Below are 25,729 nucleotides of genomic sequence, written 5' to 3' on the forward strand. Positions count from 1 at the left end.
GCTGCTTCTTTCGTGGTTTGGTCCATTTATTACGCAAGTGGGCCAAACCATGCCAACAAGTGTTTCTTACCTTGAGGCTCCGGTCACCGATCTGCATCGTCGTCACCGTGAACGGCTCGAATGGCTGGATCGTGCGAGGGATCTCGTCGTCGCGCTGCCGTCGGAGTATCCGGACGGCTACACCGTCCCCGACCATCGTCATAACCGCAGCCAACTGCTGCATGCCCTGACCGGGGTGGTGCTGGTGAAAACGCATTTCGGTCGCTGGATGGTTCCGCCTGACCATGCCATGTGGATCCCGGCCGGCATCAAGCACGCGGTGGAGATGCAGGGCAACGTCTCGATGCGCTCGGTCTATGTCGCGCCCGACTCGGTCGCCGGCCTGCCGACGAACCTGCGCGTCGTCGGGGTCAGCGACCTGATGCGAAGCCTGATCATCGAAGCCGTGACCTTGCCGACGGACGAACCGCCGAGCGAGCGAGCGGCTCTCTTGATGGCGCTGCTTCTGCACGAGATCCCGGCCATGGAAGAACGGCCGCTCGGTCTGCCGTTCCCGCATGATCCACGCATTGCGGCACTGTGCCGGCGCTTTGTCGCCGAACCTTCGCCGCATGCCATCATCGATGACTGGGCCGAGACCGTCGGCATGAGCCGGCGCACTTTCACCCGCGTGTTCCACCGGGAGACAGGGTTGTCGTTGTCGACCTGGCGCCAGCAGGCGTTGCTGCTCGCCGCCCTGCCGCGGCTCACCGACGGCGAGCCGGTGACGCGCGTTGCGCTCGATCTCGGCTATGACAGCGTGCCGGCCTTCACCACCATGTTCAAGCGCATGCTGGGTCTCTCGCCGCGTGGTTATCTAAGGGGCGCACGCGAGGTCGGGTGAGGGTGAGCAGTCACCATCAGATGGTGTCGGTTGCGGTGCGCCATAGGCTGCAATGTCCTGGGCCCTATCCGGTAGCGAAAAGGGAGGGTACGTAGATCAGGCAACTGTCTTCGTACTTTCGCTTGAAAATGCCCCATTTTCTACTCGCTGACACTTCCAGCCAGGCTCTGTTCGCCATTGTTGCGATTGCCTTGATCGCAGGGCTGGCGCGTGGCTTTTCGGGTTTCGGCGCGGCGCTCATCTTCGTGCCGCTGGCCAGTTCGGTGGTCGGTCCCAAGGTCGCGGCGCCGCTGCTGCTGGTGGTGGACGGTGTGATGGCCGCGGGTTTCGTCCCCGGAGCGTGGCGGCTGGCCGACAAGACCAATGTCCTTGTCATGGCGGTCGGTGCGGTGGTCGGCGTGCCGCTCGGCACCTATGCACTGGCGCATCTCGACCCGTTGACCATCCGCTGGTCGATCATCGTCGTCGTCGTTGCGCTTCTGCTGCTCCTGATGTCGGGCTGGCGGTACCACGGTCGCCCCAAAGCCTATCTCACCATCGCGGTCGGGGCGATTTCGGGCATCTTCTCGGGTGCGGCACAGGTCGGCGGGCCGCCGGTCGTGGCCTATTGGCTGGGCGGCGGCTTTGCCGGCAACACGGTCCGGGCCAACATCATTCTCTATTTCGCCGTTTCTTCGGCGATCACGGCTGTCAGCTATCTCTGGGGTGGTCTGATCACTGCACCAATCGTGGCGTTGGCTGTCGTTTCCGCGCCAGCCTACGGCCTGGGGTTGTGGCTCGGAGCGCACATGTTCGGCATTGCCAGCGAACAGACCTTCCGCAGGCTGTGTTTCGGCCTGATCGCGCTTTCGGCGCTGATCAGCCTGCCGGTGCTCGACGGGCTTCTGCGATAAACAGAACGTCGGACAAGCCAAGCGTCGCTTCGGGACCAACCAGATAGGTCTAGTCGAACAGGCTCGAAACCGACTCTTCCGTGGCGGTGCGCGAGATGGCCTCACCCATCAGGTCGCCGATCGAGATGACGCGGACATTGTGCGCGTCGATGACCGCCTGGGTCGGCTGGATCGAATCGGTGATGACCAGTTCCTGTAGCTTGGAGCCGGTGATGCGGGCCACCGCGCCGCCCGAAAGCACGCCGTGGGTGATGTATGCCGTAACACTGGTAGCGCCGTTGGCCAGAAGTGCATCGGCCGCATTACACAGCGTGCCGCCAGAATCGACGATATCGTCGATCAGCAGGCAATCCTTGCCGCGTACGTCGCCGATAACGTTCATCACTTCCGATTCACCCGGCCGTTCGCGGCGCTTGTCGACGATGGCGAGCTGGGCGTCGATGCGCTTGGCCAGCGCACGGGCGCGCACCACGCCGCCAACGTCCGGCGAAACGACCATGACGTTGCCGAGTTGCTTGTATTTGGCCTTCACGTCGCGCGCCATCACCGGCACTGCGAAAAGGTTGTCGGTCGGGATATCGAAGAAACCCTGGATCTGGCCGGCATGCAGGTCGAGCGTGAGCACGCGATCAGCACCGGCGCGGGCGATCATGTTGGCGACCAGCTTGGCCGAGATCGGCGTCCGGCCGGAGGCGCGGCGATCCTGGCGGGCATAGCCGAAATAGGGGATGACCGCCGTGATGCGCCTGGCAGACGAGCGCATGAAGGCATCGATCATGATGAGCAGTTCCATCAGATGATCGTTGGTCGGGTAGGAAGTCGACTGCAGGATGAAGACATCCTCGCCGCGCACATTTTCCTGGATCTCTACAAAGATCTCCTGGTCGGCGAAGCGCCGGACACTAGCCTTGCCCAACGGGATGTTGAGATAGCGGGCGACCGCTTCGGCCAGCACCCTGTTGGAATTGCCCGCGAAGAGTTTCATGCACCGTACCTGGTGGTGGAGTTTATGGGGGCTTTTAACCAGCCTTGCCGGTATTGCAAGCACCGTATTGACGATTCCGCAGTGGAATCCCAACAAAGGTTTAACCCAAGGGAAAGGTCTTCTGCGCGCTAGCCGGCTAGATTCCCAGTGCAATTCCAGCAAAGTGCGTAGCGGTTTGCGTCTGGAATTGCGTCGACAAGAAGTTGCAGCGTTTCCACGTTCCGAGAAAAACGGAGATGCTCCAGAATCAGCCAGCGGGACGGCCGGCCAGCCAGTTGGTCAGCTGGGTGATGGTCTGGTCGGCAATTGCCTGCATGGTTGCAGGCGGTACAGCCGCCCAGCCTTCGGCGCCGCTGACGGTCGGTGCTTTCTGCTGGCCGTTGATGCGGTGCAGACGGGTGCCCGCCGGGTCATAGACGTCCCAGACGTAGATGACGGTGGTGTCCTTGCCCTCGGAAATGGTCGAGAAATAGCCCTTCAGCACGTGGGTGGCACCTTGGCCGGCGCTGCCGGCGAGCGTGATGCCGCTTTCCTTGGCGCGTGCGGCGAGGCGCTGGGTGAGGGGCGTGGCCGCCTCTACCGAGGTTCCGACGATCGGGGCAATCTGCAATCGGGCCTTGCCGAGGATGGCGGCAGCCTGCGCTGGCGTCGGTGCAGGGGTGGTGATGCCGGCAGCGGCGGGCACTGCCGCCCCGGTCATCGGGTTCGCGGGCGCTCCAGCCTGTGCGGGGGCAGCAGCAGGCGAGCCCGGTGCGGGTTGCGCCGTCGCTTGCGCGGTGGGAGCCGGCTGCAGGGCGTCACTGGCCCTGTTGCAAGCCGACAGCGCCACGGCAACAAGCAATGGCGCGATGGTCAGGCATGATCGCCTCATCGACTGACGAACTCCTCGGCGACGAACAAATGCCCTTCCCGGCATCGATTCAGCGCACGATCAAGTCGAGATCATGGCGCGAGAGCGGCTTCGGCTGCGATTCGGTGGTGAGATAGGTGCGGCCAAGCGTCATCGCGGTCTCCGTTTCGGAATCCATGATGATCATGTGCGCGAACAAGGTCATGTTGGGAGCGATCGGCTCGGGATTGCCCTGGTAGAACATCGGCATGTCCATCCAGGACGGCGTGAAGCGGGCACCGACCGAATAGCCGCAGGCATTGAGCCTGTGACGGGTCAATCCGTGCGTTTCCAGGGTACGGGCATGAGCGTCGAAGACATCACCGAAGCTGTTGCCGGGCGTCATCGCCTTTTCGACCGCCAGCAGGGCGGCGCGGGAGGCATCGAACAGTTCCTGATGGCGCTTGGAGACCTTGCCGGTAAGGGCCGTGCGCATCATCGGCGCATGGTAGTGATGAAAGACACCGGCCCATTCCAGCGTGAGCTGGTCATTCTTGGTGAGCTTGCGGCGGCCCGCCTTGTAGCGGCACAGAAGCGCATCGGCGCCGGAGCCGATGATGAATTCGTTGGCGGGATAGTCGCCGCCACCGGAAAAGACCGCTCCCTGCATGGCAGCCAGGATCTGAGCCTCATCACCGCCCTGCTTGATCAGCGGCAAGGCCGCGTCCAGGGCGTCATCGCTCAATGCAGCAGCCTTTTCGGCCTTGGCGATCTCCGCGGGGCTTTTGAACAGGCGCAGCCGGCCGACAATGCCGGAAGCATCGGCGATCTGGCCGAAGGTCTGCAATTGCTCATCCAGCCTGCGGCCGTTGTAGGCGGTGAGGCCGTGGGTGTCGTATTCAACGCCGATGCGTGCGCCGAGCAGGTCGAGATCGTTCAGAAGGTTGCGCAGGTCGATTGCCGGATTGGCGTCGGCGCGGTCCATCCAGACAACGATGTTGTCGATGGTCGAGGTATGACGGGCCTGCCGCAGGTCGGCTGAGCGGGTCAGCAACACCATGGAGCCGTCGGCCTTCACCACCAGGCACTGGAAGAAGCAGAAGCCGAACGTGTCATAGCCGGTCAGCCAGTACATGCTTTCCTGCGCGAACAGCAGGATGGCGTCGAGTTTCTTCTCGGCCATCTCGATCATCAACCTGTCGCGGCGGGCGTCGAATTCGGAGCGTTCGAAATGCAGCGCCATCAGCCATTGTCCTCCAGCACGATCGCCGACAGCTGGCGTCCGTAATCCGCCTCGTTGCGGTGGACGGTGCGGCGATAGGAAAAGAAAAGATCTTCTTCCGCATAGGTGCAGCGGTCGAGTGCGTCGGCGATCACGCCAGCCTGTCTCAGCCGGTCGATCGTATAACGGTTGAGGTCGAACATGGCGTGACCGGCTTTGCCCGACGGCATGAAATAACGCTCGTTGCCGGCATCCGCCTCGACGAAGCGGGCAACGAACTCCGGCCCGACCTCATAATTGCGCGGGCTGATCGATGGACCGAGCACGGCGACGATGTTTTCGCGCCTGGCGCCCAGGCCTTCCATGGCAGCGATGGTGTTTTCGAGAACGCCCGTGAAGGCGCCTTTCCAGCCGGCATGGGCAGCGCCGACGACGCGGGCGCTGGAATCGGCGAACAGCACCGGTCCGCAATCGGCGGTCGTGGCAGCAATGGCGATGCCGGGCCGGTCGGTAACGATGGCGTCGACCTTGGGCCGCTCTCCATCGAACGGCTCGCGCGCGACGACGACGTCGGGCGAATGGATCTGGTGGGCGCTCAGGAGGTGCGTGGCGGGCACGCCCATCCAGTCGGCGACACGCCGACGATTCTCACGCACCAGCTCGGGGTCGTCCTGCGAGCCCGCGCCGATGTTGAGACCTCTATAGATACCGTTTGAGACACCTCCGATGCGGGTGAAATAGCCATGGCGAATGCCTTGCGCCGCAGCCTTTTCGAGCATCGGAGACCGGATCGGCTCCGGCTTCGTTTCGTTCAGCATGTCTGTCTTGTCTTCGTCAGGTCAGGATTCGTCCAGGCGCCACGCCGACGGTTCGAAGCGCGGACAGTGGGACAGGGCGGGGGCCGAAGTCAATCGTGCTTGCAGGCATGGTTGTCGAACAGGTCAACGCAAGGCGGCCACCCAATACGCGAAATGATCGATCATGAAGGGGACCCTTGGTGCGTCGTCCACAGCCTCCGCCAGCTCCCACAAACGATGCGCGCCGGTCAGGACCTCGACACGCGTTCGCTCGAGTGGGCAACCTGAAAGCGCTTCGTAGTTGGAAATGATGCGTTCGGTCAGGTCGGTGGCGATGAAGTTCGAATAGATGAAATCACGGTGCAGTGGTCCGAAACCGGAATCGGCAAAATCGTAGATGCCGCTGAGGCGGCTGCTCTCGTGATCGAAAGCCATGTTCCAGCCATGGCCGTCGAAGAAGCCATAGGTCTCGCCGTAAGGATCAGGCGGCAGATCGGCCCAGGATGCGATGATCCGTTCGGCCTGCGTTTTCAGGTCACCCGAAAGAAGCGGCAGCGCCTTTTCGCGGACTTCGTCTGGTTTCGCCCAGGCTTCGACCGGGCTGGCGCCGGCGGCTCGCATCGTATCCCTGTCGAGGCCGTGCAGGTCGACGTAGAAACGCGCGAGACACAGCGCCAGGTTCTCGCGCGCTTCCTCTGGCAGACGCTCGTAGTGAGGTGTCTCCAGATAGCTGCCTTTCAACTTCTGATGGCGCGAGAATATCCGCGAAGCCTCTATCAGCCGGATATCGGGAACCGGCATGGCAACGGCGGGACGGATCACATTGAGGAGGCTGATTTCCCTGATCAGCGACTTTTCCGCGATCTCGTTGCGCGGGAATTTGAAGATCAGCCGGTCGTCGACATCGACCGCGATTGAATCCCAACCCTGGGTGAGCAGGCTGAAGCGCGACCCGGTCAGGTCGGGAAACCTGCCAATGATGATCGCTTTCAACGCGTCGAGTTCGGCTTCCTGCATCGTTTGCATCTTGCCCATGCCTCTTAGCCGACGCGGTCGCGGAACACCGGCAGCACGATCTGCTCAGGGGCGATGGCCAGTACCTTGAACAGTTCGCCCATCGCCTGTGGTCCAGCAAGGCGTTCGACTTCGCCGGTCAGGCGCGCGCGCGTGGCCTCGTCAGCGTCGGCGCCGAGGCGACCGGCGCGTTCGAGTAGCCCCATGGCAAGCAGGAACGAGCCCTGTGTCGTGGTATCGGCGCGCAGGCCGGCGGTGCGGGTCGAAGCCGCAAGGGCAGCGAAATCAACATGCGCGGTGAGATCGGCTTCACCGGGGCTGGCAAGCACATCCTCGTACTGGTGGTTGCGCAAGGCCTGCAAGGTGTCGCCAACACCTGGCTGCAGATGACCGTAGTCGAAGAACAGGCCAACACCGCCCCGCGTTGCTATGTGCTCGGCGATCGTCTGCATCAAGGCTGAACGTGCCGGGGCGAGTTCGACTATGGCACCGTTGGGTGCACCTCTGCATCGGCCGGCAGCAGCGCGGGATCAAGGGAGGCCGCACCGGCAAAAAAGGCGAGTTCACCATTGGCATTCAGTCCAACCATGCGTTCGCGCCAGCCATCGGCGGTCCGTACGAATTGCCGGATCGGAACGGCATCGAACAATTCGTTGCCGACGATCAAGATCGGTTGATCGAGCAAGGTCGCAGCCGTTTCGTGCCATGCAACATCGATAGCAATGCCAGCCAGCGTATTCTTCTGGACCTCGCGCAAGCGTGGGCTGGTCTCGATGAGCGCGATGGAGGTGCCCGTGGCAAATACCGGGTCGAGGCGGTGCAGGGTGCGCAGCATGTCACGCATCAAGGTGCCGCGACCCGGTCCGATTTCGGCCAGGGAGACAGGCGTCGGCGAGCCGATCGTACGCCAGGCCTCATAGAGCCAGACTGCCACCAGTTCACCGAACATCTGGCTGACCTCCGGTGCGGTGATGAAGTCGCCGCCGGCGCCGAAAGGTTCGCGCGTCGTATAATAACCCGCCTCTGGATCGAACAGACAAAGCGCCATGTATTCGCTGGCAGGGATGGGCCCGACCGTCGTGATCAACTCGATGATGCGGCGCTTCAGCCCGCTCATGCCGGCTGTGCGTGGGTGACGGGTCTGGCCGTTGCCATGCACCAGATGCCGATGAGAACCATCGGTGCTGACAGCACCATGCCCATGGTCAGCCAGCCGCCGAACAGATAGCCAAGCTGCTGGTCGGGCTCGCGGAAGAATTCCACGAATATCCGCGACAGGCCATAACCGGCGACGAAGGCACCCGAGACGAAGCGCGGCGTCATGAGTTTCAGCCGCGAATGGGTGAGGAAACGCAGCACCAGAAAGAGTACGAGGCCTTCGAGCAGTGCCTCGTAGATCTGGCTGGGATGGCGGGCGAAGGGGCCGCCGTTCGGAAACTCGACCGCCCAGGGTACCGTGGTCAGCCGTCCCCAAAGCTCGGAGTTGATGAAATTGGCAAGCCGGCCGAGCCCGAGGCCGACAGGCACGCCTGCCGCCACCACGTCGAACAGCGACCAGACATGGATGCCGCGCGAGCGGGCGAAGAAATACATTGCCAGGATGGTGCCGGTGATACCGCCGTGGAAGGACATGCCGCCATCCTGGAGATAGAAGATCTCGATCGGATTGTTGAAGTAGCGCGGGAAATTGTAAAAGAGCACATAGCCGAGCCGGCCGCCGGCGACGATGCCGACTGCGGCCCAGACGACGAAGTCGTCGATGTCGATGGGCTTCATCGGCAGCTTACCATCCGGCCACAGCCTGGTGTTGGTGATGAGGCGCTTGGCATACCACCAGGCAAACAGGATGCCGACGACATAGGCGACGCCGTACCAATGCACTTTCAAGGGTCCGAAGCCGAAGAACGGGCCGATCTGAAAGATGACCGGATCGATGTTCGGAAAAGAAAGGGCAGCCAGCGGCAGCAGGTCGCTCAAGGAAATCTCCCATGCGGATCGCGTCAAAGCGGAATGCGACGTTGTATCGCCGTTCCGCTCTATCTCTTTGTTTTGCCGCATGATCCTACCCGAAAAGTCTGCAACTTCGCGGGATCATGCTTTGCGGCGCGGACCATGGGACAGGCTTTTGGCGCGGTCAAGGCGGAGCAACCTTGCATTCTGGCATGGGGCTCATTAGGTCAAATCAACCAACAGGGGTTTTGCCATGTCGACCGGACCGAACCGCATCCTCGATGAATTCGCCAAGCTGGTGACCGACGCAGCCGGAGCCGCCCAGGGCGTGCGCCGTGAGGTGGAAACCGCCTTCCGGGCGCAGGCCGAGCGGTTGCTGAATTCCATGGAGATCGTGCAGCGCGAGGAATTCGAGGCGGTGCGCGAGATGGCAGCCAAGGCGCGTGAGGAAAACGCCAGGCTGACGGCGCGCATCGAAGCGCTGGAAGCGCAGCTTGGTGGTTCCGTCGCGGCCAAGACCGAAAAGCCGGCTTCTGCCGCCACCGCGAAGCCACGCGCAAAAAAATAATTCGTTAAATCTTTCCACAACCCGCCGTCTGAAAAAGCGCTTTGTCGTGAATCGCTTAACGGTGGCGTGTGACTCTTTGTGACTCCGCTTTCCACATGCGAATGGCCCGCCCCAAAAAATTGGGCTGGTCACGCGACTCCCGATCAATAGACTGAATTTGCTGCATGATTCGGAACGGGGTCATGCGCCGGGCGGTGGGGTCCGGTCATGGGGTGTTGCGTCGAGCAGTCCAGGCCGTCCGAGTTCTTGAACAATTGTTCGTTGTGCGTGCCTCCCCCGCGGAGCGTGCGGTGGCGCTCCCAGAACGACAGGAAGCATTCCATGGAACTTCTCGAACTCGAATTCTCCCGCGAAATCCATCCGGTCGATGTGATCGAGCAGGTGGCGCACAACAATGACTGGTCCTTCGAGCGGGCCGGAGACGACGAAATCTCGATCTCGGTGACCGGAACCTGGACCGACTATCATGTGTCCTTTTCCTGGATGGAGGATTTCGAGGCGCTTCATCTCGCTTGTGCTTTCGACATCAAGGTTCCCGAGAGCCGCACACTCGAGGTGATGCGGCTGCTGTCGCTGATCAACGAGCAGATGCTGTTCGGTCATTTCGACCTTTGGGAGCAGGAAGGCGCGATCATGTTCCGCCAGTCGCTGCTGCTTGCCGGCGGTGTCGAGCCATCGAGCCAGCAGGTGGAAGTGCTGTTGTCCTCGGCATTGGAGGCATGCGAATGCTACTTCCAGGCGTTCCAGTTCGTCGTCTGGTCGGGGACATCGGCCAAGGATGCGCTGTCGAGCGTGCTGTTCGAAACCTATGGCAATGCCTGATCGCCGAGAAAAATGACTGCCAGTACCGAGCGTAAATCCGAGATCACCTTTGCCGATTTCGACCGTGTCGACATCCGTGCCGGCACGATCGTCGAAGCCGAGCCTTTTCCGGAAGCACGCAAGCCTGCGATCAAGTTGAAGATCGATTTCGGGCCGGAGATCGGCGTGAAGAAGTCCTCTGCCCAGATCACCAAATATTATACGCCGGAGAGCGTGGTCGGCCGGCAGGTCTTTGCGGTGGTGAATTTCCCGCCGCGCCAGATCGGCAAGTTCATGTCGGAAGTCCTGACACTCGGTTTTCCCGATGGCGATGGCGAGGTCGTGCTTGGCGCGATCGAACGCAAGGTGCCGGACGGCGGCCGGCTTTTCTAGAGTATTTCCGTTCTCGCCAAAACGCGGCAACGCTCGAACGCTTTGTTCTTGCGTAATTCCGGACGGAAACCACTCCAAGCCTGTCTTTGGAAATTCGGCGGGATCAGGCCGCGAGTTTCTCGTGTCTGCCGAGCGCTTCGTGGACGGTATCCATGAACATGTCGGCGCAGGCCTTCCACGTGTAGCGCATGGCGCGTTCGCGCGCTTCTGCCCGGCTTACGGTCAGGGCGTCGAGGCAGGCCTGGCGCAGATCGTCCGAGACCTTGCCGCCGATGCCGTCGCCGACGATGTCGATCGGTCCGGTTACCGGATAGGCGGCGACCGGCGTGCCGCTGGCCAGCGCCTCGATGATGACGTTGCCGAACGTGTCCGTGCGGCTGGGAAACACGAAAACGTCCGCAGAAGCGTAGATTTCTGCGAGTTCCCCACTCGGGCGATGGCCGAGGAAATGTGCGTTGGAATAGCGTGCCGACAGCTTGGCGCGTTCCGGTCCGTCACCGACGATGACCTTGCTGCCGGGCAGGTCGAGATCGAGGAAAGCGGGCAGGTTCTTCTCAATGGCGACGCGGCCGACCGACAGGAAAATCGGGCGCGGGAAGGGCAGTTCGCCGCGCTTGTCGGGGCGGAAATGCTCGATATCGACACCGCGCGTCCAGGGCTTCAGCTTGTTGAAGCCGCGTGAGGTGAGATCGTCGGCCAGCGACTGTGTGGCGACCAGCGTGCCCTGGCCGGAATTGTGGAAATCGCGCAGCCAGTTATAGGCCCAGCGTTCCGGCACGGGCAGGCGGGCGCTGAGATATTCGGGAAAACGCGTATGGTAGCTGGTGGTGAAAGGGCGGCCATTTGCACGGCAGTAACGTCGCGCCATGATACCCAGGGGGCCTTCGGTGACGATGTGGATATGATCGGCGTTCGAATCTGCAATCAGCCGGGCGACATGGCGCGGCGTGGTCAGCGCCAGCCGGATGTCGGGGTAGGTCGGCAGGGGCAAGGTGCGGAAGGTGTTGGGGGTCAGAAACTGGGTTTCGACGCCTTGCGCCTTCAGCGTTTCCGTCAGCCGCTCCAACGTGTGAACGACGCCATTGACCTGGGGGCGCCAGGCGTCAGTGACCATCAGGATGCGCATGGGACCTCGCCGCAATGCCGTGGGGTTTGTGCGCGCGCGTTCGGAAGGGAAGGCCGGTCAACAGCCATTCCTCGCGCCAGTCCGGCCTGGCGGGCAGGACGCCGGGATCCAGGCGCCAGATCGAATCATGGACTACCGCGCGTTTCATGGGCGCTGTTGACCATGTTTTCATGACGTGGCGATGAATTGGGGAGGGGGCGCCTCGAAGCCCCGGGACTAAGGCGTTCCCGCTTTCCAGATGCAAAACCGCACTTTGCCGGAATTGCTCTAGGACGGCACTCTGATGATGGCGCGCAAGCCACCGAGCGGACTGTCTTCGAGCGCAATGTCGCCGCCGTGGGTCCGTGCGATGTCGCGCGCAATGGAAAGGCCGAGGCCGGTGCCGCTGGCATCGAGGTTGCGGGCTTCGTCCAGCCGCACGAACGGTTTGAAGACTTCCTCGCGCTTGTCTTCCGGGATGCCGGGACCATCGTCATCGATGGTCACCACCAGCGCGCCGCGGCTGTTGACTGCCTTGATGTCGACCGTCTTGCCATAACGGAAAGCATTGCCGGCGACATTCGACAGCAGTCGCTCGAAGGCATTCGGCCGGACGTGCACGAGCTTGGGGCCGCTGACCGTGGTGGTCAGCTTGCGCTTGCGTAGAGCGGCTTCGTCGCGCAGCTTCTGGAAATATGTTTCGAGGTCGAAATCGCCCTGGTCCTCGGAGGCCTCGCCACGTGCGAAGGCAAGATAACCTTCGAGCATCGACTGCATGTCCTGGATGTCCTGGTTGAGCGCCTCGGTATCGGTGCGCTTGCCGCCGATCAGTGCCAACTGCAATTTGAAACGGGTGAGTACGGTGCGCAGGTCATGGCTGACGCCGGTCAGCATTGCCGTGCGCTGCTCCATCTGCCGCTCGATACGCTCGCGCATCTGGATGAAGGCGAAGCCGGCGCGTCGCACCTCCTCGGCGCCACGCGGCCGGAAATCGCGTGGCATCGGCCGGCCCTTGCCGAAACTCTCCGCAGCTTCGGTGAGCGCCAGGATTGGCCGGATCTGGTTGCGCAGGAAAGGGATGGCGATCATCAGGAGCACCAGCGAGGCGCCGACCATCCAGATCAGGAAGACGATGGTGTTGGAAGCATAGGCCTGGCTGCGGCGCACGAAGACACGCAGAACCTTGTCTTCGAGCTGGATACGCACCTCGATGACGTTGGAGTTGCCAACGGTATCGATCCAGAAGGGACGGTTGATCTGGCGTGTGATCTCGGCCGGAAGCACGTCGTCCAGGATCGAGAAGAAGGGCCTCGGTCCCGGCGGTGGCAGTGGGTCGGGAGGCAAAAGGTCGACCTTCAGCTGCATGCGGTCCTGCGCCATGCGGATGATGTTGGCGTAGTCGGCTTCGCGCGGATAGGTTTCCATCAGGTCGACGACGGCAGCGATATCCCGCACCACCGCCTGCGACAGGCGCTGTGTCATCTGCTGCCAGTGCCGCTCGAGGAAGACGTAGGCGACGACCGACTGCAACAGGATCATCGGGGCGATGACGATGATCAGCGAGCGGGCATAAAGCCGCTTCGGCATATAGAAGGAAACAAGGCGCCAGAACCTGCGCCAGCCGCGCGGCAGCGCACCCAACGTGCGCGCGATGCGTCCGTCCTGCGGTTGCGGTCTCTGCAGCTCCGAAGTCGCCATTCACCTACCGGTTTGCGCGATGTCGTCGCCGAAGCGACGGCGTTGCATTCTATTCCACGCTCAACCGATACCCAATACCGCGCACGGTCTGCAGCCAGACGGGATTGGCCGGATCGCGCTCGATCTTGCGGCGCAGGCGGTTGATCTGGACGTCGATGGTGCGCTCGCCGACCTCCGAATCGTACCCAACCAGTTCGTGACGCGGTATTGTCTCGCCGGCACGAGCAGCGAAGATCGCCAGGATCTCCTGTTCGCGATCGGTCAGTTTCAATGCCTCGCCACCCTTCTTCAGCTCGCGCTTGGCGATCTGGAAGGTGTAGGGACCGAACACCAGCTGCTCGACCTTCGGCGTGGTGGCTGGACCGCCACGGCGCAGGATGTTGTTGATGCGCAGGATGAGTTCGCGCGGATCGAATGGCTTCGGCAGGTAGTCGTCGGCTCCGGCCTCGAGGCCGCTGATGCGATTGTCGGTCTCCGAGAGCGCCGTCAGCATCAGGATCGGCACATTCTTGTCGGTCCGCAGCGAGCGGGTCAGGTCGACACCGCTTTCGCCGGGCATCATGATGTCCAGCACCAGAAGGTCGAAATCCAGGCCGACCAGCTTGCGCCTCGCTTCGTCGGCGTTGCCGGCCACGGTGATGCGGAAGCCGTTCTCTGTCAGATATTGCTTGAGCAGGTTGCGGATGCGGGTGTCGTCGTCGACCACCAGGAGATGCGGCGCGTCGTCGTTCGGCGCGGGCGGCCTGTCGGTCCTCTCAATGTTCTCCATCATCGTCCCCTGATCGTTGCTGGGTAGGGTTCGCGGGCAAGATATCAATCTGCGCCCTCAATTCCGGATTGACCATCGCTTTCAGGAACAACTCAATCGAAGCGCGGTTCCCTAAACCGGAATCTCCCAATGCCGTATGGATGCGGCGCGACTGTGGCCGCGCCAGCGCCAATGCCAGCGCGCGGCCTTTTTCGGTTGGATAAAGTTCGCGCTGGCGACGGTCGCGCGGGCCTGGTAGCTGCACGATATGATCGGTGTCGATGAGCTGCTTGAGCACGCGCGCCAGCGACTGCTTGGTGATCTTGAGCACGTCCAGCAGTTCCGCGACGGTGAGGCCAGGCCTGCGGTTGACGAAGTGCAGCACACGATGGTGCGCGCGACCGAAGCCGTAGTCGGCGAGGATTTCGTCTGGATCGGAAGTAAAGTCGCGATAGGCGAAGAAGAACAGCTCGATAAGGCTGAAGTCGATGCCGTCCTGTTCGCCTACCGGTGTTTTGATCGGCGCTCCTCGAGCGGTCTTGCGGTCAGCCATGATGGTCCTGCGTTTAGCTGAAAAATATGTCAGCATTATTGACGTATTTTTCGGGCAATGGTAATTTTCGACAAGCTTTAGGGCTGATTGCGCACGAAAAGGCAAGGCGGCAACGCTTTCGACTAACTTTTCATCGGTGTGTATCCGACCCTGCGCAAGCATCGCGCAGATTGCCCTCAAGCCGATCGACAGCAACGCAACGTGACAACGCTGCGCAGGCCTGCCTGCGCCCGGGAGGATTCTATGACGACTGTTCCCTTCGACCAACTGGATGGATTCATCTGGATGAACGGCCAGTTCATCAAATGGGCAGATGCGAAAGTTCATGTGCTGACGCACAGCCTGCATTATGGCGGTGCCGTTTTTGAAGGCGAGCGCGCCTATGGCGGCGAGATCTTCAAGCTTACCGAACACAGCGAGCGGTTGCATGAATCGGCGCGCATCCTCGGTTACGTCATTCCCTATTCGGTGGCCGAGATCGACGAGGCCTGTCGCACTCTCCTGAAGATGCAGGGTTTCCAGGACGCCTATGTCAGGCCGATCGCCTGGCGCGGCAGCGAACAGACGTCGGTGGGCGCGCAGAACAACCGCATTCATTGCGCGGTCGCCATCTGGCAATGGCCGAGCTATTTCGACCCGGAGCTGAAAATGCGCGGACTGCGGCTCGACTGGGCGGAATATCGCCGGCCGGATCCGCGTACCGCTCCTTCGAAATCGAAGGCATCGGGGCTCTACATGATCTGTACCATGTCCAAGCACCTCGCCGAGGCAAAGGGCTATGCGGACGCCCTGATGCTTGACTGGCGCGGGCAGGTGGCCGAGGCGACCGGGGCCAATGTCTTCTTCGTCAAGGACGGCAAGCTGCACACGCCGGTCGCCGACTGCTTCCTCGATGGCATCACGCGACGCACGGTGATTGACCTGGCGCGTCAGCGTGGCATCGAGGTCATCGAACGCGCCATTCTGCCAGAAGAACTCGCAGGCTTTGACGAATGCTTCCTGACCGGCTCGGCTGCCGAGGTCACGCCCGTGAATGAGGTCGGACAATACCGATTCGCTGTTGGCGCCATCAGCAGAACGCTTGTTCAAGCCTATGCGGACGCTGTTCAACCGGCGAAAACAGTCGCGGCTGCCTAGGAAATTTGGCGGTTTGTGTTCAAAACGCAGTTATGCGCTGCTTTTTTGCTCGCGCTTTTTTCTGCCGTTTGACTTTCAACGGATTCGCGGTCTCATTTTGGTGTCTGCCTGCGGCGGCAGGCATCCAAGGAGGGACTAAAGAATGGAAACACTTCTCCCGATCATCGTCCAGGTGGTCACTGGTATCATCGGCGGTCAGGCGGTGGGTGCAGCGCTGCAGCAGGCGGCAATGTCCCAGCTTCCCAAGATCCTCGGTGGTGCCATCGGCGGCGTCGGTGGCGCTGCTATCCTCGGCAGTCTGCTCGGCGGCGGCGCGGTTGATCCGGCTGCGGCCACGGCGGCTGCGAGCGGCCTTGGCGGCGCGCTCAACCTCAACAACATCGTCGGCGGTGCCGGCGGTGGCGCGATCCTGACCGGCATCATCGGCCTGGTCATGAACGCGATGAAAAAGTAAGCGCTGACATTTCAGATTTTCAAGAATGGGCGGCTTCGGCCGCCCATTTCATTTGCCTGCCCTTGTTCGGCCCGTGCGTCGACGAACTGGACGCAGGCGTTTTCGCCCTCTAGTTGAAGGGGAAAGAAATCAAGGAGCCACCATGGGTCAGCTCAATGCCGGCATCGTGCCGGTCACGCCGTTCCAGCAGAACTGCACCATCCTTTTCGATGGTGAGACCAAGGCGGGAGTGGTGGTCGATCCCGGTGGCGATGTCGAGCGCATCCTGGCGGCCGTGCGCGACAATGGCATTTCGGTCGAGGCGATCTGGATCACGCACGGCCATATCGACCATGCCGGCGGAGCCATGGACCTCAAGGATGCGCTGGGCGTCGACATCATCGGCCCGCATGAAGATGACAAGCCATTGCTCGACAATCTCGAGAACCAGGCCCGTCGCTTCGGGATCACCGACACCATCCGCAACTGCGTGCCGGACCGCTATCTCACCGAAGGCGAGACGGTGTCGTTCGGGGGTCACACCTTCGAGGTGCTGCATTGCCCGGGACATGCTCCTGGCCATGTCGTTTTCTTCAACCGCGATGCGCGTTTCGCCCATGTCGGCGACGTGCTTTTTCATGGCTCGATCGGCCGGACGGATCTTCCCGGCGGCGATCACGACACCCTGATCCGCATGATCAAGGAAAAGCTGCTGCCGCTTGGCGACGATGTCGGCTTCCTGTGCGGGCATGGTCCGGGCAGCCGCTTCGGGGATGAGCGCCGCTCCAACCCATTCCTCGTCTGAAACGTCGAGCCTGCAGGCAAGCGCATGGAAAAAGCGCCGCCCGGGAGGCGGCGCTTTCTGGTCCAGGCAGGGAACTGGATTTTTTGTTCGGGGTCAGTTGGCGTTGCAGAAATGCTGCAGGCCGTCATAGCCCGTGAACGTGCCTGAACGCGCGTTGAATGAACGGTAGCGGTTGGAGCAATAGCTGTACCATTCCGGGCTCCACGGCTCGATGGCGCCAGCATAGCGATAGTATTGCCGGACAACGGGCCGCGGCCGCACGACATAGCGGGGACGCGGCTCGTAATACGGATCGTAGTCGTCGTAGTAGGCCGGTTCGCGATAACGCGGCTGCGACAGGGCGCCTGCTATGATCGCGCCGGCAGCGAGACCGACGACACCGGCTGCCAGGGCATCGCCACCGCGATCGCGGTGATGGCGGCGCCAGCGCCAGTCATCGGCACTTGCAGGGGAAAAGGTTGCCAGGGTCGTCGCACCTACGGCGACGGACAGGATGGCGGCTTTGACAAATCGGTTCATGACGGTCTCCTTCGTTCCGGTTCGCCGCTTCTGTCGGAGGCGTCGTCCGGTCTTGCAGCCAGTAATAGGCGGTCGTGGCTGAACGGAGGCTGAACGAAATCGCTGCCGCGAAATCTGTCAAAGATGTCCCACCGCGCCATTTTGCGATGGGCAATGCTCAGTCGATCGAGGTCGTTCGTGACTGATCGGCTCAACCGACCGTCAGGTTGACCGCCTTGGGACCCTTGCCGCGCTTGTCCGGCTCGGTGTCGAAAGTCACTTTCTGTCCATCTTCAAGACCAGGAAGCCCGGATGCCTGCACGGCGGAAATATGAACGAAAACGTCCTTTGCTCCATCGTCCGGCGTAATGAAGCCGAAGCCCTTGGCATGATTGAAGAATTTGACAGTGCCGGTCTGCGGCATGGGAAACTCCTTGTGAACCCCATCAGTCCAGTCTCCGGGCACATGGTGACCCAGAGTGGAAATTTGTCGTTTATTTTGGCGGTATCGGCAAGAAAAACTTTTGCCGTTGGTTAGCCGTCAAGCTGCGAATGCTTGAGCGGGCAGACAAAAGGCGCAGCGATGACCGCCGCGCCTTTTGGATTTGTTGCCGCGCGCTGATCCGACGCCGTCTTATGCTGCGGTCAGATTGACCGCCTTCGGTCCCTTGCCCTTGCGATCGGGTTCGACTTCGAAGCTGACCTTCTGTCCATCCAGCAGCGTGCGCAGGCCGGAGGCCTCGACTGCTGAAATATGAACGAAGACGTCCTTGTCGCCGTTGTCGGGCGTGATGAAGCCGAAGCCTTTGGTGGAGTTGAAGAACTTTACGGTACCGGTCTGGGCCATTGGAATAACTCCTCACCCGTTCAATGATGGGTTCCGCCCCTCGTCCTGCGCCGATGGGCAGTTCCCGGTGGTTTTTTCGGCGCTCATGCATTTGCGCATGACAAAACCCCCCGCCGAAAAACGGGGCTGTCAGAGATTCACATTATCGGGGAAAGGGTCGTTCAAACGTTCCAGTCTCCGGGTCGCAAATGCCCGAACACGGAATCTATCGCACGGAAATGTGATCGTTGCAAGCTGGAGCAGGTTACTGGGCTCCCAGCTTGCGCTCGCACTAGACCCTCGGCAAGCCGGGGTCATCTGCCACAGGCCGGGAAAGATAGGTACAGGACCCAGGACGAGCTTTTCACCACGGCACGACGCGGCGCTTGCGTAAGCCTCCGCAACGTCTATTCAATCGGGAATGATACAGCGCCGCGGTCGCGGTGCGGTGTCACCGGCGCATGCGCCGGTTTGGGGGTGATGGAGAGAGGGCCATGACATTTCTGAAATTATTCCTGCGGCCGCAAACCCTTGCGCTTGCGGTTCTGGCGATCGTGCTGGCTGCCTGTACCGTTGTGGTGGATGAGGGGCCGGGACCTCGGCCGCGCCCGCCTTATCCAGACCCGGGGCCACAATTCTGCACGCGCGAATATGAACCCGTCTGCGCGCGGCGTGGCGGCGACAGGCAAACTTTCGCCAACGCCTGCATGGCACGGCGCTCCGGATATCGCGTCATCGGTGACGGTCAGTGCCGTGGCGGAGGCTGGGATGATGGGGATGACCGCCCGCAGTTCTGCACGCGGGAATATGCCCCGGTCTGTGCGCGCCGGTCTGGACAATTGCAGACCTTCCCGAACGGTTGCGAAGCGCGTGCCGCTGGCTGGCGCGTCGTCGACGACGGTCCTTGCTGATCAACGCGCAGGCGCCTGTTGCCGATGGTCGTGGGCGCCCGCCGAACACGCCGCGCTTGAAAGCGCCTGCCGGATGGCCTAGAGCGTTTCCGTTTTTCACGGAAACGCCGAAACGCTCTACCTCTTTGTTTTTACGCAATTCCGGACGGAAAACCGCTGCGCACTTTTCCTGGACTTGCTCTAGGTCGCAACAGGCTCATACGAACATGGCAGGTGTCCCATCAACCGGGCATTGAGAAGGCGCGAAGGCGCAAAGGGCGGAGCAGGTGGCTCCGGGCAGCCTCCACGCGGGGGCGATGTTGATCGGGCTGTTGCCCAGGCTTTGCAACTGCACCAGACGGGGCGGCTGCAGGAAGCGGAAAGCCTTTATCGGCAGGTTCTTGCTGCCAAGGGCGATCATGCGGCTGCGGCGCATTTCCTCGGGCTCCTGTTGCACCAGACCGGTCGCGGCGCCGAAGGACTGGTCCTGATCGAACAGTCGCTGCGTGCTGAACCTCGGAACCCCGATTTTCTCAACAACTATGGCACCGTGCTGCGCGACGCCGGTCGCACCGTTGCTGCTGCCGATCAGTTCCGCAAGGCGGTTGCCGCAAAGGCCGATCACGCTGCAGCGCGCGAAAACCTCGGTTCCACACTGCGCCAGATCGGCCATTTCGATGCCGCCGAGGAAGTTTTCCGGGCCACGATCGGTCGCAATCCCTTCCATATGCGCGCAAGGGCCGGGCTCGCCGAAACACAGCAGGAGGCGGGCCGGCTGGACGACGCGCTCGCCACGTTCCGCGAAGCGCTGACCATCCGTCCGAAGGATGCCGATCTCAACCATGGCTACGGCGTCGGGCTGATGGAGAAGGGCCGCCTGGCCGAGGCGGCCAACCATTTCCGCACCGCGCTGGCGGCGGAACCGGCTCAGGCAAAATCCTGGATGATGCTTTCGCAGGTGAAGCCACAACGCGAGCCTGACAACGAACTTGCTGCCATGGAAGCACAACACGTCAAGGCGCCGGCCGACAGTCTGGCACGCATGCAGCTATCCTTCGGTCTCGGCAAACTGCATGACGATCTCAAGATCTATGACAAGGCTTTCGACTATTTCGCCGAGGGCAACGCGATCCGTCGCAAAGGCATCTCCTATGACGGCGCAAGGACGCGCGCAGAATTCGAGGCGATGAAGGCGACCTTCAGCAACGAGTTCTTCGAAAAACACAAGCCGAGCACCATCGAGGACGATGCACCCATCTTCGTCGTCGGCATGCCGCGTTCGGGCACAACGCTGGTCGAACAGATCATCGCCAGCCATCCGCAGGTGTTCGGTGCTGGCGAGTTGATCATCCTGAAAACGGCCGTCGGCAAGGGGTTCCCTCTCGATATGAAGGGCGGCTTCCCAGCCGGTATCGCTGATATGCCGGACAAGGCCTTTGCCGATGCCGGTCACGACTATCTCGACATGCTGCATGCCCGTTACCCAGGCTTCAAACATGTCACCGACAAGATGCCGGGTAACTTCCTGCTGGTCGGCTTCCTACACCTGATGCTGCCGAAGGCCAAGATCGTGCATTGCAGCCGCAATGCGGTTGCGACCTGCCTGTCTATCTTCAAGTCGCATTTCCGCGGCGACGGCCACCTCTACGGCTATGATCTCGCCGAGCTGGCCGATTTCCACAATCTCTATGTGGACATGATGGCACATTGGCACGCGGTTCTGCCGGGCGTCGTGCATGACGTGCGCTATGAGGATTTCGTGGCCGATCAGGAAGGACAGAGCCGGGCACTGATCGACTATCTCGGCTTGCCGTGGAGTGATGCGGTGCTGTCATTCCACGAGAACGAGCGGCAGGTGCGTACGGCCTCGGCCGCCCAGGTGCGCCAGCCGATGTACAAGGGGTCCGTCGATCTCTGGAAACGATATGGCGACCGGCTAAACCCATTGATCGAGCGGCTGAAGTAGCAATTGCTCCAAAAACGAACCACCGGATCGTTGGGGATACGATCCGGTGGTTCGAAGCCTGCCTCCTTGATGGAGCATTTTGTAGCCAAGTGGGATCACCTGGCGTTACAAAAATGCGGCAAAACAAAACTTGGAGCGTTTCCGCGTTTCCGTGAAAAACGGAAACGCTCTAGGAAAGGCGGCTGGCTATTTGGGGGCGTTCATCGCCCAGTTGACGCCGAACGGATCGCGCAGGCTGCCCCAGCGGTCACCCCAGAACATATCTGCGAGTGGGCTCTCGATATCGCAGCCGGCTTCCACCGCGCGGCTCCACCAGCTATCGATGTTGTCGGCCTGGAGGATGAGCTGCATCGTGTAGCCTTGCGCCGGCTGATGCGGATGGCCGTGGTCGGGATAAGCGTCGCACAACATCAGCGAAGAACCGTTGATGTAGAGATGGATGTGCATGGTGCGCCCTTGCTCGTCGGGCGGATAGGCAAACACTTCCTCCGCGCCGAAGGCACGCTTGTAGAATTCGGCAGCCTTCGTGGCGCCATCCACCTGCAGATAGGCGATCAATCCGCCGAGCACTTTCGGACGAGGATACTCAGTCTGTGTGGTCGTGTCGTTCATGGGGGGCTCCTCTCGTTCTTGTTGTTCAAGCTTACGGATTCAGCGAATTCGCTCGGGCGATCAGGCCGAACGGCCGGTTTTCCCAGCCGTCGACGGTCTCAGGCCAACCGATATCTCTTCGCAGTTCGACCGGCAGCGAACGAAGCACGCGCTCGGTCCGAGCGCGGGTGCGTGCCGCCGAGTATTCGGTCGCGATGCGACCAATGGATGACAGGATCGACATGGTGCATTCTCCCTTGGTTGGCGGCGACATCATTGTGCCGACACTCAAGGAACGAATGACGCGACTGCTTTCCGACAGCGGGGGCGAGATTTTTTTCGCAACAGGCTTAGTGGCGAACGCGGTGGCGGGATGACTGGCCGAAATGTGCCGGTTAAACGCTGCGCCTCAGCATGTAGCAAAGGATACCGAACAGCACCGGTGAAAACGGAACCGTCATAAGCAGATAGCCACCTTGGCCAAGAGCGCTTTCGAAGAAATATGAACAGACGACTACGGCCAGTGTCAGCCCGGCAGCAAGGAGTGCTGCAGCGCCGCGGCCGTCAGAACCATCCGATGAAATGTCAGTTCTTCTGTCCGGCTTCATTGGAAACGCCGCCCCGGCTGAGAGCCCGTTTCGCCGAGAATAAAGCGCAACCATTACCTCTTTCTGAAACCAGCACTGCCCTTCCCGGCAAGTGTGGTTACCGAGGATGTCAGTGTCCTGGCCGGCCTGTCTTGCCCGGGCGCCGCTTCTGCCTGGCCTTGTCCGCCGGATCCTCGTAAGAACCGATGCCAGCGCGCTCACGCACGATCGGCTTGACGTCCTCGGGTTTGACAGGACGCATGCCTTCGACGGGCTTTTCGGTGCGCCGCACCGTCATCTCGTCGAGCGAGTTCTTGCGGAACAGCGACCTGGTTTCATTGTCGCTCACGCTGTCGCCACTACGTGGCTCGCTCCGCGAGGGCGCGCCATCGGGCGCGGTAGCCTGTCGGCTACTCCGGCTTCGCCGGGAATCATCCGGCGTGCCGTAATCCGAGCCATGCGCTTCGGCAGCCGTCTGCTTCTTGAACAGCGAACGTGAGATTGCGCCGGCCGGTGTCTCCTGGTCGGTTCCTGGGCCCATGTCGTCGATGGAGGGTTTCTGGAACAGCGGTTTCTTCACCGGAACCGCGCCATCGGCGCCCATCTCGTCGAGGTGCGGTTTGCGGAACAGGTTGGGCCGGGCAGCCTTGGCGGCTTCTTCGGCGGCACGCGCTTCGTCGAGCTTGCGGAAACGCTCCTGTTCTTCGGCGGTACGATGTTTGGCGACACCCTTGTTGTGCTTGCCCTTCTCACGACCAGAGGCGGGACTCTGCCCTTCGACTTCACGCGCCAGCGGATCGTCGGAAATGGCGAGTTCCATCTCGCGCAACCGCTTGATCTCGTCGCGTACGCGGGCGGCCTTTTCGAAATCGAGATTGGCGGCGGCATCGCGCATCTGTTTGTCGAGCGCTTCCAGATGGGCCTTGAGGTTGTTGCCCATCATCGCGCCGGCATTGTCGGTAAACTGCGAGATGTCGGCGCGGACGTGATCCTTTTCGTAGACCGAATCCAGGATGTCCGCGATGCGCGACTTCACGCTCTCCGGGGTAATGCCGTTGGCGGTGTTGTATTCCATCTGTTTTTCGCGGCGGCGATTGGTCTCCGCCATCGCACGTTCCATCGAGCCGGTGACGGTATCGGCATAGAGGATGACCTTGCCGTCGACATTGCGCGCGGCGCGGCCAATGGTCTGGATCAGCGAAGTCTCCGAACGCAGGAAGCCTTCCTTGTCGGCATCGAGGATGGCGACAAAACCGCATTCGGGAATGTCGAGGCCCTCGCGCAGCAGGTTGATGCCAACCAGCACGTCGAATGCGCCGAGGCGCAGGTCGCGCAGGATCTCGATGCGTTCCAGCGTATCGATGTCGGAGTGCATGTAGCGCACGCGAATGCCATTCTCGTGCAGATATTCGGTCAGATCCTCGGCCATGCGCTTGGTCAACACCGTCACCAGCGTCCGGTAGCCCTTGGCGGTGGTTTCACGGATTTCGCCGACGACATCGTCGACCTGGCTCTTGGCTGGACGGACCTCGACTGGCGGGTCGATCAGGCCGGTTGGGCGGATGACCTGTTCGGCGAAGACGCCGCCCGACTGCTCCAGCTCCCAGCTGCCCGGCGTGGCTGAGACGCCGACGGTGAGCGGGCGCATGGCATCCCATTCCTCGAAGCGCAGCGGCCGGTTATCCATGCAGGACGGCAGGCGGAAGCCATATTCCGCCAGCGTCGCCTTGCGCCGAAAGTCGCCCCGGTACATGCCGCCGATCTGCGGTACGGTGACGTGGCTTTCATCGATGAACACCAGGGCGTTGTCCGGGATGTATTCGAACAGCGTCGGTGGCGGATCGCCGGGGTTGCGACCGGTGAGGTAGCGTGAATAGTTCTCGATGCCGGCGCAGGAGCCGGTTGCCTCGAGCATTTCGAGGTCGAAGCGCGTGCGCTGTTCCAGCCGCTGCGCTTCCAGCAGGCGTCCGGCTTTTTCGAGCTCGACAAGGCGATGCTGCAACTCTTCCTTGATCGACTTGATGGCCTGGTTGAGTGTCGGCCGTGGCGTCACATAGTGCGAGTTGGCGTAGATCTTCACGCTCTTCAGGTCACCGGTCTTGGTGCCGGTCAACGGATCGAATTCAGTGATCGACTCGATCTCGTCGCCGAACATCGAGATTCGCCAGGCGCGGTCCTCGAGGTGGGCCGGGAAGATCTCGATCGTATCGCCACGCACGCGGAACGAGCCACGCACGAAGTTGGCGTCCTGACGCTTGTACTGTTGCGCGACGAGGTCGGCGAGCAACTGCCGCTGGTCGAGGCGGTCGCCGATCGTCATCTGGAAGGTCATCGCCGTATAGGTTTCGACCGAACCGATACCGTAGATGCAGGACACCGACGCCACGATGATGACGTCGTCACGTTCGAGCAGCGAGCGCGTCGCCGAGTGGCGCATGCGGTCGATCTGCTCGTTGATCGAGCTTTCCTTCTCGATAAAGGTGTCGGTTCGCGGAACATAGGCTTCCGGCTGGTAGTAGTCGTAGTAGGAGACGAAGTACTCGACCGCGTTGTCGGGGAAGAACTTCTTGAACTCGGCATAGAGCTGCGCGGCCAGCGTCTTGTTCGGCGCGAGAATCAGGGCGGGGCGCTGCGTCTCCTCGATGACCTTGGCCATGGTGAAGGTCTTGCCCGAACCGGTGACGCCGAGCAGCACCTGGGTGCGGTCCTCGTTGGCAACGCCTTCGACCAGATCCTTGATGGCCGTCGGCTGGTCGCCGGACGGCGTGAATTCGGTCTCCATCTTGATGGTGATGCCGCCTTCGGACTTTTCCGGACGCTCGGGGCGGTGTGGTGTCCACAAGACGCCGTTCTTGTGCAACGGGTTGCCGCTCTCGATCAGGTCGGCCAACGCCTGAACTGTCGCGGTGACGCCTGAATTGGACAGGAAGGCTGCGTCTTCCAGGCTGATGTCGAGACCGGCGACCGGGTTGAGGCCGGCAGCCGCGCGCTCCTTGGCGGAAGCCGCGCCACCCATCGAGGTACCACGCGCCGTACGGGTCGGTGCGGCGCTCTTCTCCGGCACTTTCTTGGGTTTTGGCGGGGCCTTTTCGGCTTCCTTGGCGATCTGCTCGGCCCAGCCCGAGATCGAACCACTCAATGGCGTGCCGGTGAACTCAGCCTGCTGGGCCTCCTCGAAGCCGCCGCCCCGATGCAACGGTTCCGAAGCGTCGAGGTAATCGGTGACACCGTTGCCGCGTTTGCGCGGTGCGGAACGATCCTCCGGGCGAGGCGGGTTCTTTTCAGGGGATTTGGCCATGCTCCGAATATGGGAGGAGTCCGCTGAAATGGGAAGAGCCGAAAGGCTAGGAACGAGCTCACGACTGCAATGTCAGCTGGGCTCCTGACATGAGGTTGTCAGGAGCGGATTCGGGATCGCAGTCCATGCTGCCGCAATGGTGGTCACCTTTCAGGCCGGATCGTGCTGGCCCGGCACAGATGGTCGATCTGCTCCATTCAGCACGCGTTGAGCAACCCTATCTTGTTTCATGTTGGGGACGGGCGAGGGGCCGGACCGG

General features: G+C 61.7%; 26 protein-coding genes and 1 pseudogene. 10 read left to right on the top strand and 17 right to left on the bottom strand.

Features of this window, described 5'->3' with window-relative positions; translation table 11 throughout:
* Positions 1-49 precede the first annotated feature (49 nt).
* Both C1M53_RS20025 and C1M53_RS20030 read left to right on the top strand, forming a co-directional pair.
* On the top strand, positions 50-883 hold the full coding sequence (locus C1M53_RS20025) for a helix-turn-helix transcriptional regulator (RefSeq protein ID WP_129413830.1): 834 nt from the start codon (positions 50-52) through the stop codon (positions 881-883).
* A gap of 128 nt (positions 884-1,011) precedes the next feature.
* Positions 1,012-1,776: a sulfite exporter TauE/SafE family protein gene (locus C1M53_RS20030; protein WP_129413831.1), complete on the top strand. Its 765-nt coding sequence runs from the start codon at positions 1,012-1,014 to the stop codon at positions 1,774-1,776.
* Between the two features lie 49 nt (positions 1,777-1,825).
* On the opposite strand, the gene C1M53_RS20035 is transcribed toward C1M53_RS20030, so the two are convergent.
* The 7 genes and pseudogenes from C1M53_RS20035 to lgt all read right to left on the bottom strand — a co-directional run bounded on the left by C1M53_RS20035 (position 1,826) and on the right by lgt (position 8,606).
* Positions 1,826-2,761, bottom strand: a complete 936-nt coding sequence (locus tag C1M53_RS20035) for a ribose-phosphate pyrophosphokinase (protein WP_129413832.1) — start codon at positions 2,759-2,761, stop codon at positions 1,826-1,828.
* Between the two features lie 247 nt (positions 2,762-3,008).
* Positions 3,009-3,632 (bottom strand): hypothetical protein, encoded by a 624-nt coding sequence (locus C1M53_RS20040; protein WP_129413833.1) that lies wholly within the window; start codon positions 3,630-3,632, stop codon positions 3,009-3,011.
* 49 nt (positions 3,633-3,681) lie between these two features.
* Positions 3,682-4,833, bottom strand: a complete 1,152-nt coding sequence (locus C1M53_RS20045) for a Xaa-Pro peptidase family protein (RefSeq protein WP_129413834.1) — start codon at positions 4,831-4,833, stop codon at positions 3,682-3,684.
* Complete coding sequence (gene pgeF, locus C1M53_RS20050; protein ID WP_129413835.1) at positions 4,833-5,630, bottom strand: peptidoglycan editing factor PgeF; 798 nt, start codon at positions 5,628-5,630, stop codon at positions 4,833-4,835. Before pgeF ends, C1M53_RS20045 begins: the two co-directional genes overlap by 1 nt.
* A 123-nt stretch (positions 5,631-5,753) precedes the next feature.
* Complete coding sequence (locus C1M53_RS20055) at positions 5,754-6,644, bottom strand: aminoglycoside phosphotransferase family protein (protein WP_245488219.1); 891 nt, start codon at positions 6,642-6,644, stop codon at positions 5,754-5,756.
* A 5-nt stretch (positions 6,645-6,649) separates the two neighbouring features.
* Positions 6,650-7,740: pseudogene (locus C1M53_RS20060) on the bottom strand (class I SAM-dependent methyltransferase).
* On the bottom strand, positions 7,737-8,606 hold the full coding sequence (gene lgt, locus C1M53_RS20065; RefSeq protein WP_186307080.1) for a prolipoprotein diacylglyceryl transferase: 870 nt from the start codon (positions 8,604-8,606) through the stop codon (positions 7,737-7,739). Before lgt ends, C1M53_RS20060 begins: the two are co-directional and overlap by 4 nt.
* A 220-nt stretch (positions 8,607-8,826) precedes the next feature.
* On the opposite strand from lgt, the gene C1M53_RS20070 reads away from it, so the two are divergent.
* The 3 genes from C1M53_RS20070 to C1M53_RS20080 all read left to right on the top strand — a co-directional run bounded on the left by C1M53_RS20070 (position 8,827) and on the right by C1M53_RS20080 (position 10,335).
* The gene (locus C1M53_RS20070) at positions 8,827-9,141 is read left to right on the top strand and encodes an accessory factor UbiK family protein (RefSeq protein ID WP_129413836.1); all 315 of its coding nucleotides are present in this window, start codon (positions 8,827-8,829) and stop codon (positions 9,139-9,141) included.
* 321 nt (positions 9,142-9,462) lie between these two features.
* Positions 9,463-9,963 carry a YbjN domain-containing protein gene (locus tag C1M53_RS20075; RefSeq protein ID WP_129413837.1) on the top strand — a complete coding sequence of 167 codons (501 nt, stop codon included), beginning with the start codon at positions 9,463-9,465 and terminating at the stop codon, positions 9,961-9,963.
* A 12-nt stretch (positions 9,964-9,975) separates the two neighbouring features.
* Positions 9,976-10,335: a tRNA-binding protein gene (locus C1M53_RS20080; protein WP_129413838.1), complete on the top strand. Its 360-nt coding sequence runs from the start codon at positions 9,976-9,978 to the stop codon at positions 10,333-10,335.
* 103 nt (positions 10,336-10,438) lie between these two features.
* Here the strand turns inward: C1M53_RS20080 and C1M53_RS20085 are convergent, their stop codons facing one another.
* The 4 genes from C1M53_RS20085 to C1M53_RS20100 form a co-directional block, all read right to left on the bottom strand.
* Positions 10,439-11,461: a glycosyltransferase family 1 protein gene (locus C1M53_RS20085; RefSeq protein ID WP_129413839.1), complete on the bottom strand. Its 1,023-nt coding sequence runs from the start codon at positions 11,459-11,461 to the stop codon at positions 10,439-10,441.
* A 267-nt stretch (positions 11,462-11,728) separates the two neighbouring features.
* Positions 11,729-13,138, bottom strand: coding sequence for an ATP-binding protein (locus C1M53_RS20090; RefSeq protein WP_129413840.1), 1,410 nt, complete (start codon positions 13,136-13,138; stop codon positions 11,729-11,731).
* Positions 13,139-13,187: 49 nt separating this feature from the next.
* The gene (locus tag C1M53_RS20095) at positions 13,188-13,907 is read right to left on the bottom strand and encodes a response regulator transcription factor (protein ID WP_129416274.1); all 720 of its coding nucleotides are present in this window, start codon (positions 13,905-13,907) and stop codon (positions 13,188-13,190) included.
* Complete coding sequence (locus C1M53_RS20100) at positions 13,894-14,439, bottom strand: MarR family transcriptional regulator (RefSeq protein WP_129413841.1); 546 nt, start codon at positions 14,437-14,439, stop codon at positions 13,894-13,896. The genes C1M53_RS20095 and C1M53_RS20100 overlap by 14 nt, the downstream gene beginning before the upstream one ends.
* 243 nt (positions 14,440-14,682) lie before the next feature.
* Between C1M53_RS20100 and C1M53_RS20105 the strand changes: the two genes are divergently transcribed.
* The 3 genes from C1M53_RS20105 (at position 14,683) to C1M53_RS20115 (ending at position 16,814) form a co-directional block, all read left to right on the top strand.
* Positions 14,683-15,576: a branched-chain amino acid aminotransferase gene (locus C1M53_RS20105; RefSeq protein WP_129413842.1), complete on the top strand. Its 894-nt coding sequence runs from the start codon at positions 14,683-14,685 to the stop codon at positions 15,574-15,576.
* Positions 15,577-15,718: 142 nt separating this feature from the next.
* The gene (locus C1M53_RS20110) at positions 15,719-16,030 is read left to right on the top strand and encodes a hypothetical protein (RefSeq protein WP_129413843.1); all 312 of its coding nucleotides are present in this window, start codon (positions 15,719-15,721) and stop codon (positions 16,028-16,030) included.
* Positions 16,031-16,172: 142 nt separating this feature from the next.
* Complete coding sequence (locus C1M53_RS20115) at positions 16,173-16,814, top strand: MBL fold metallo-hydrolase (RefSeq protein WP_129413844.1); 642 nt, start codon at positions 16,173-16,175, stop codon at positions 16,812-16,814.
* Between the two features lie 93 nt (positions 16,815-16,907).
* Here C1M53_RS20115 and C1M53_RS20120 read toward each other — a convergent pair whose 3' ends face one another.
* The 3 genes from C1M53_RS20120 to C1M53_RS20130 all read right to left on the bottom strand — a co-directional run bounded on the left by C1M53_RS20120 (position 16,908) and on the right by C1M53_RS20130 (position 18,159).
* Complete coding sequence (locus C1M53_RS20120; protein WP_129413845.1) at positions 16,908-17,333, bottom strand: BA14K family protein; 426 nt, start codon at positions 17,331-17,333, stop codon at positions 16,908-16,910.
* 190 nt (positions 17,334-17,523) lie between these two features.
* A complete protein-coding gene (locus tag C1M53_RS20125) occupies positions 17,524-17,736 on the bottom strand; it encodes a cold-shock protein (protein WP_024925394.1) in 213 nt (70 codons plus the stop codon).
* A gap of 210 nt (positions 17,737-17,946) precedes the next feature.
* Positions 17,947-18,159 (bottom strand): cold-shock protein, encoded by a 213-nt coding sequence (locus tag C1M53_RS20130; RefSeq protein WP_129413846.1) that lies wholly within the window; start codon positions 18,157-18,159, stop codon positions 17,947-17,949.
* 473 nt (positions 18,160-18,632) lie between these two features.
* Between C1M53_RS20130 and C1M53_RS20135 the strand changes: the two genes are divergently transcribed.
* Both C1M53_RS20135 and C1M53_RS20140 read left to right on the top strand, forming a co-directional pair.
* A complete protein-coding gene (locus C1M53_RS20135; RefSeq protein WP_129413847.1) occupies positions 18,633-19,049 on the top strand; it encodes a Kazal-type serine protease inhibitor domain-containing protein in 417 nt (138 codons plus the stop codon).
* Between the two features lie 322 nt (positions 19,050-19,371).
* Complete coding sequence (locus C1M53_RS20140) at positions 19,372-20,994, top strand: tetratricopeptide repeat-containing sulfotransferase family protein (RefSeq protein ID WP_245488220.1); 1,623 nt, start codon at positions 19,372-19,374, stop codon at positions 20,992-20,994.
* 186 nt (positions 20,995-21,180) lie between these two features.
* Here the strand turns inward: C1M53_RS20140 and C1M53_RS20145 are convergent, their stop codons facing one another.
* The 3 genes from C1M53_RS20145 to uvrB all read right to left on the bottom strand — a co-directional run bounded on the left by C1M53_RS20145 (position 21,181) and on the right by uvrB (position 25,470).
* On the bottom strand, positions 21,181-21,606 hold the full coding sequence (locus C1M53_RS20145; RefSeq protein WP_129413849.1) for a VOC family protein: 426 nt from the start codon (positions 21,604-21,606) through the stop codon (positions 21,181-21,183).
* A gap of 31 nt (positions 21,607-21,637) precedes the next feature.
* On the bottom strand, positions 21,638-21,829 hold the full coding sequence (locus C1M53_RS20150) for a hypothetical protein (protein ID WP_129413850.1): 192 nt from the start codon (positions 21,827-21,829) through the stop codon (positions 21,638-21,640).
* Positions 21,830-22,302: 473 nt separating this feature from the next.
* Complete coding sequence (gene uvrB, locus C1M53_RS20155) at positions 22,303-25,470, bottom strand: excinuclease ABC subunit UvrB (RefSeq protein ID WP_129413851.1); 3,168 nt, start codon at positions 25,468-25,470, stop codon at positions 22,303-22,305.
* Positions 25,471-25,729 lie beyond the last annotated feature (259 nt).

Source organism: Mesorhizobium sp. Pch-S (assembly GCF_004136315.1).
Classification (GTDB): domain Bacteria; phylum Pseudomonadota; class Alphaproteobacteria; order Rhizobiales; family Rhizobiaceae; genus Mesorhizobium.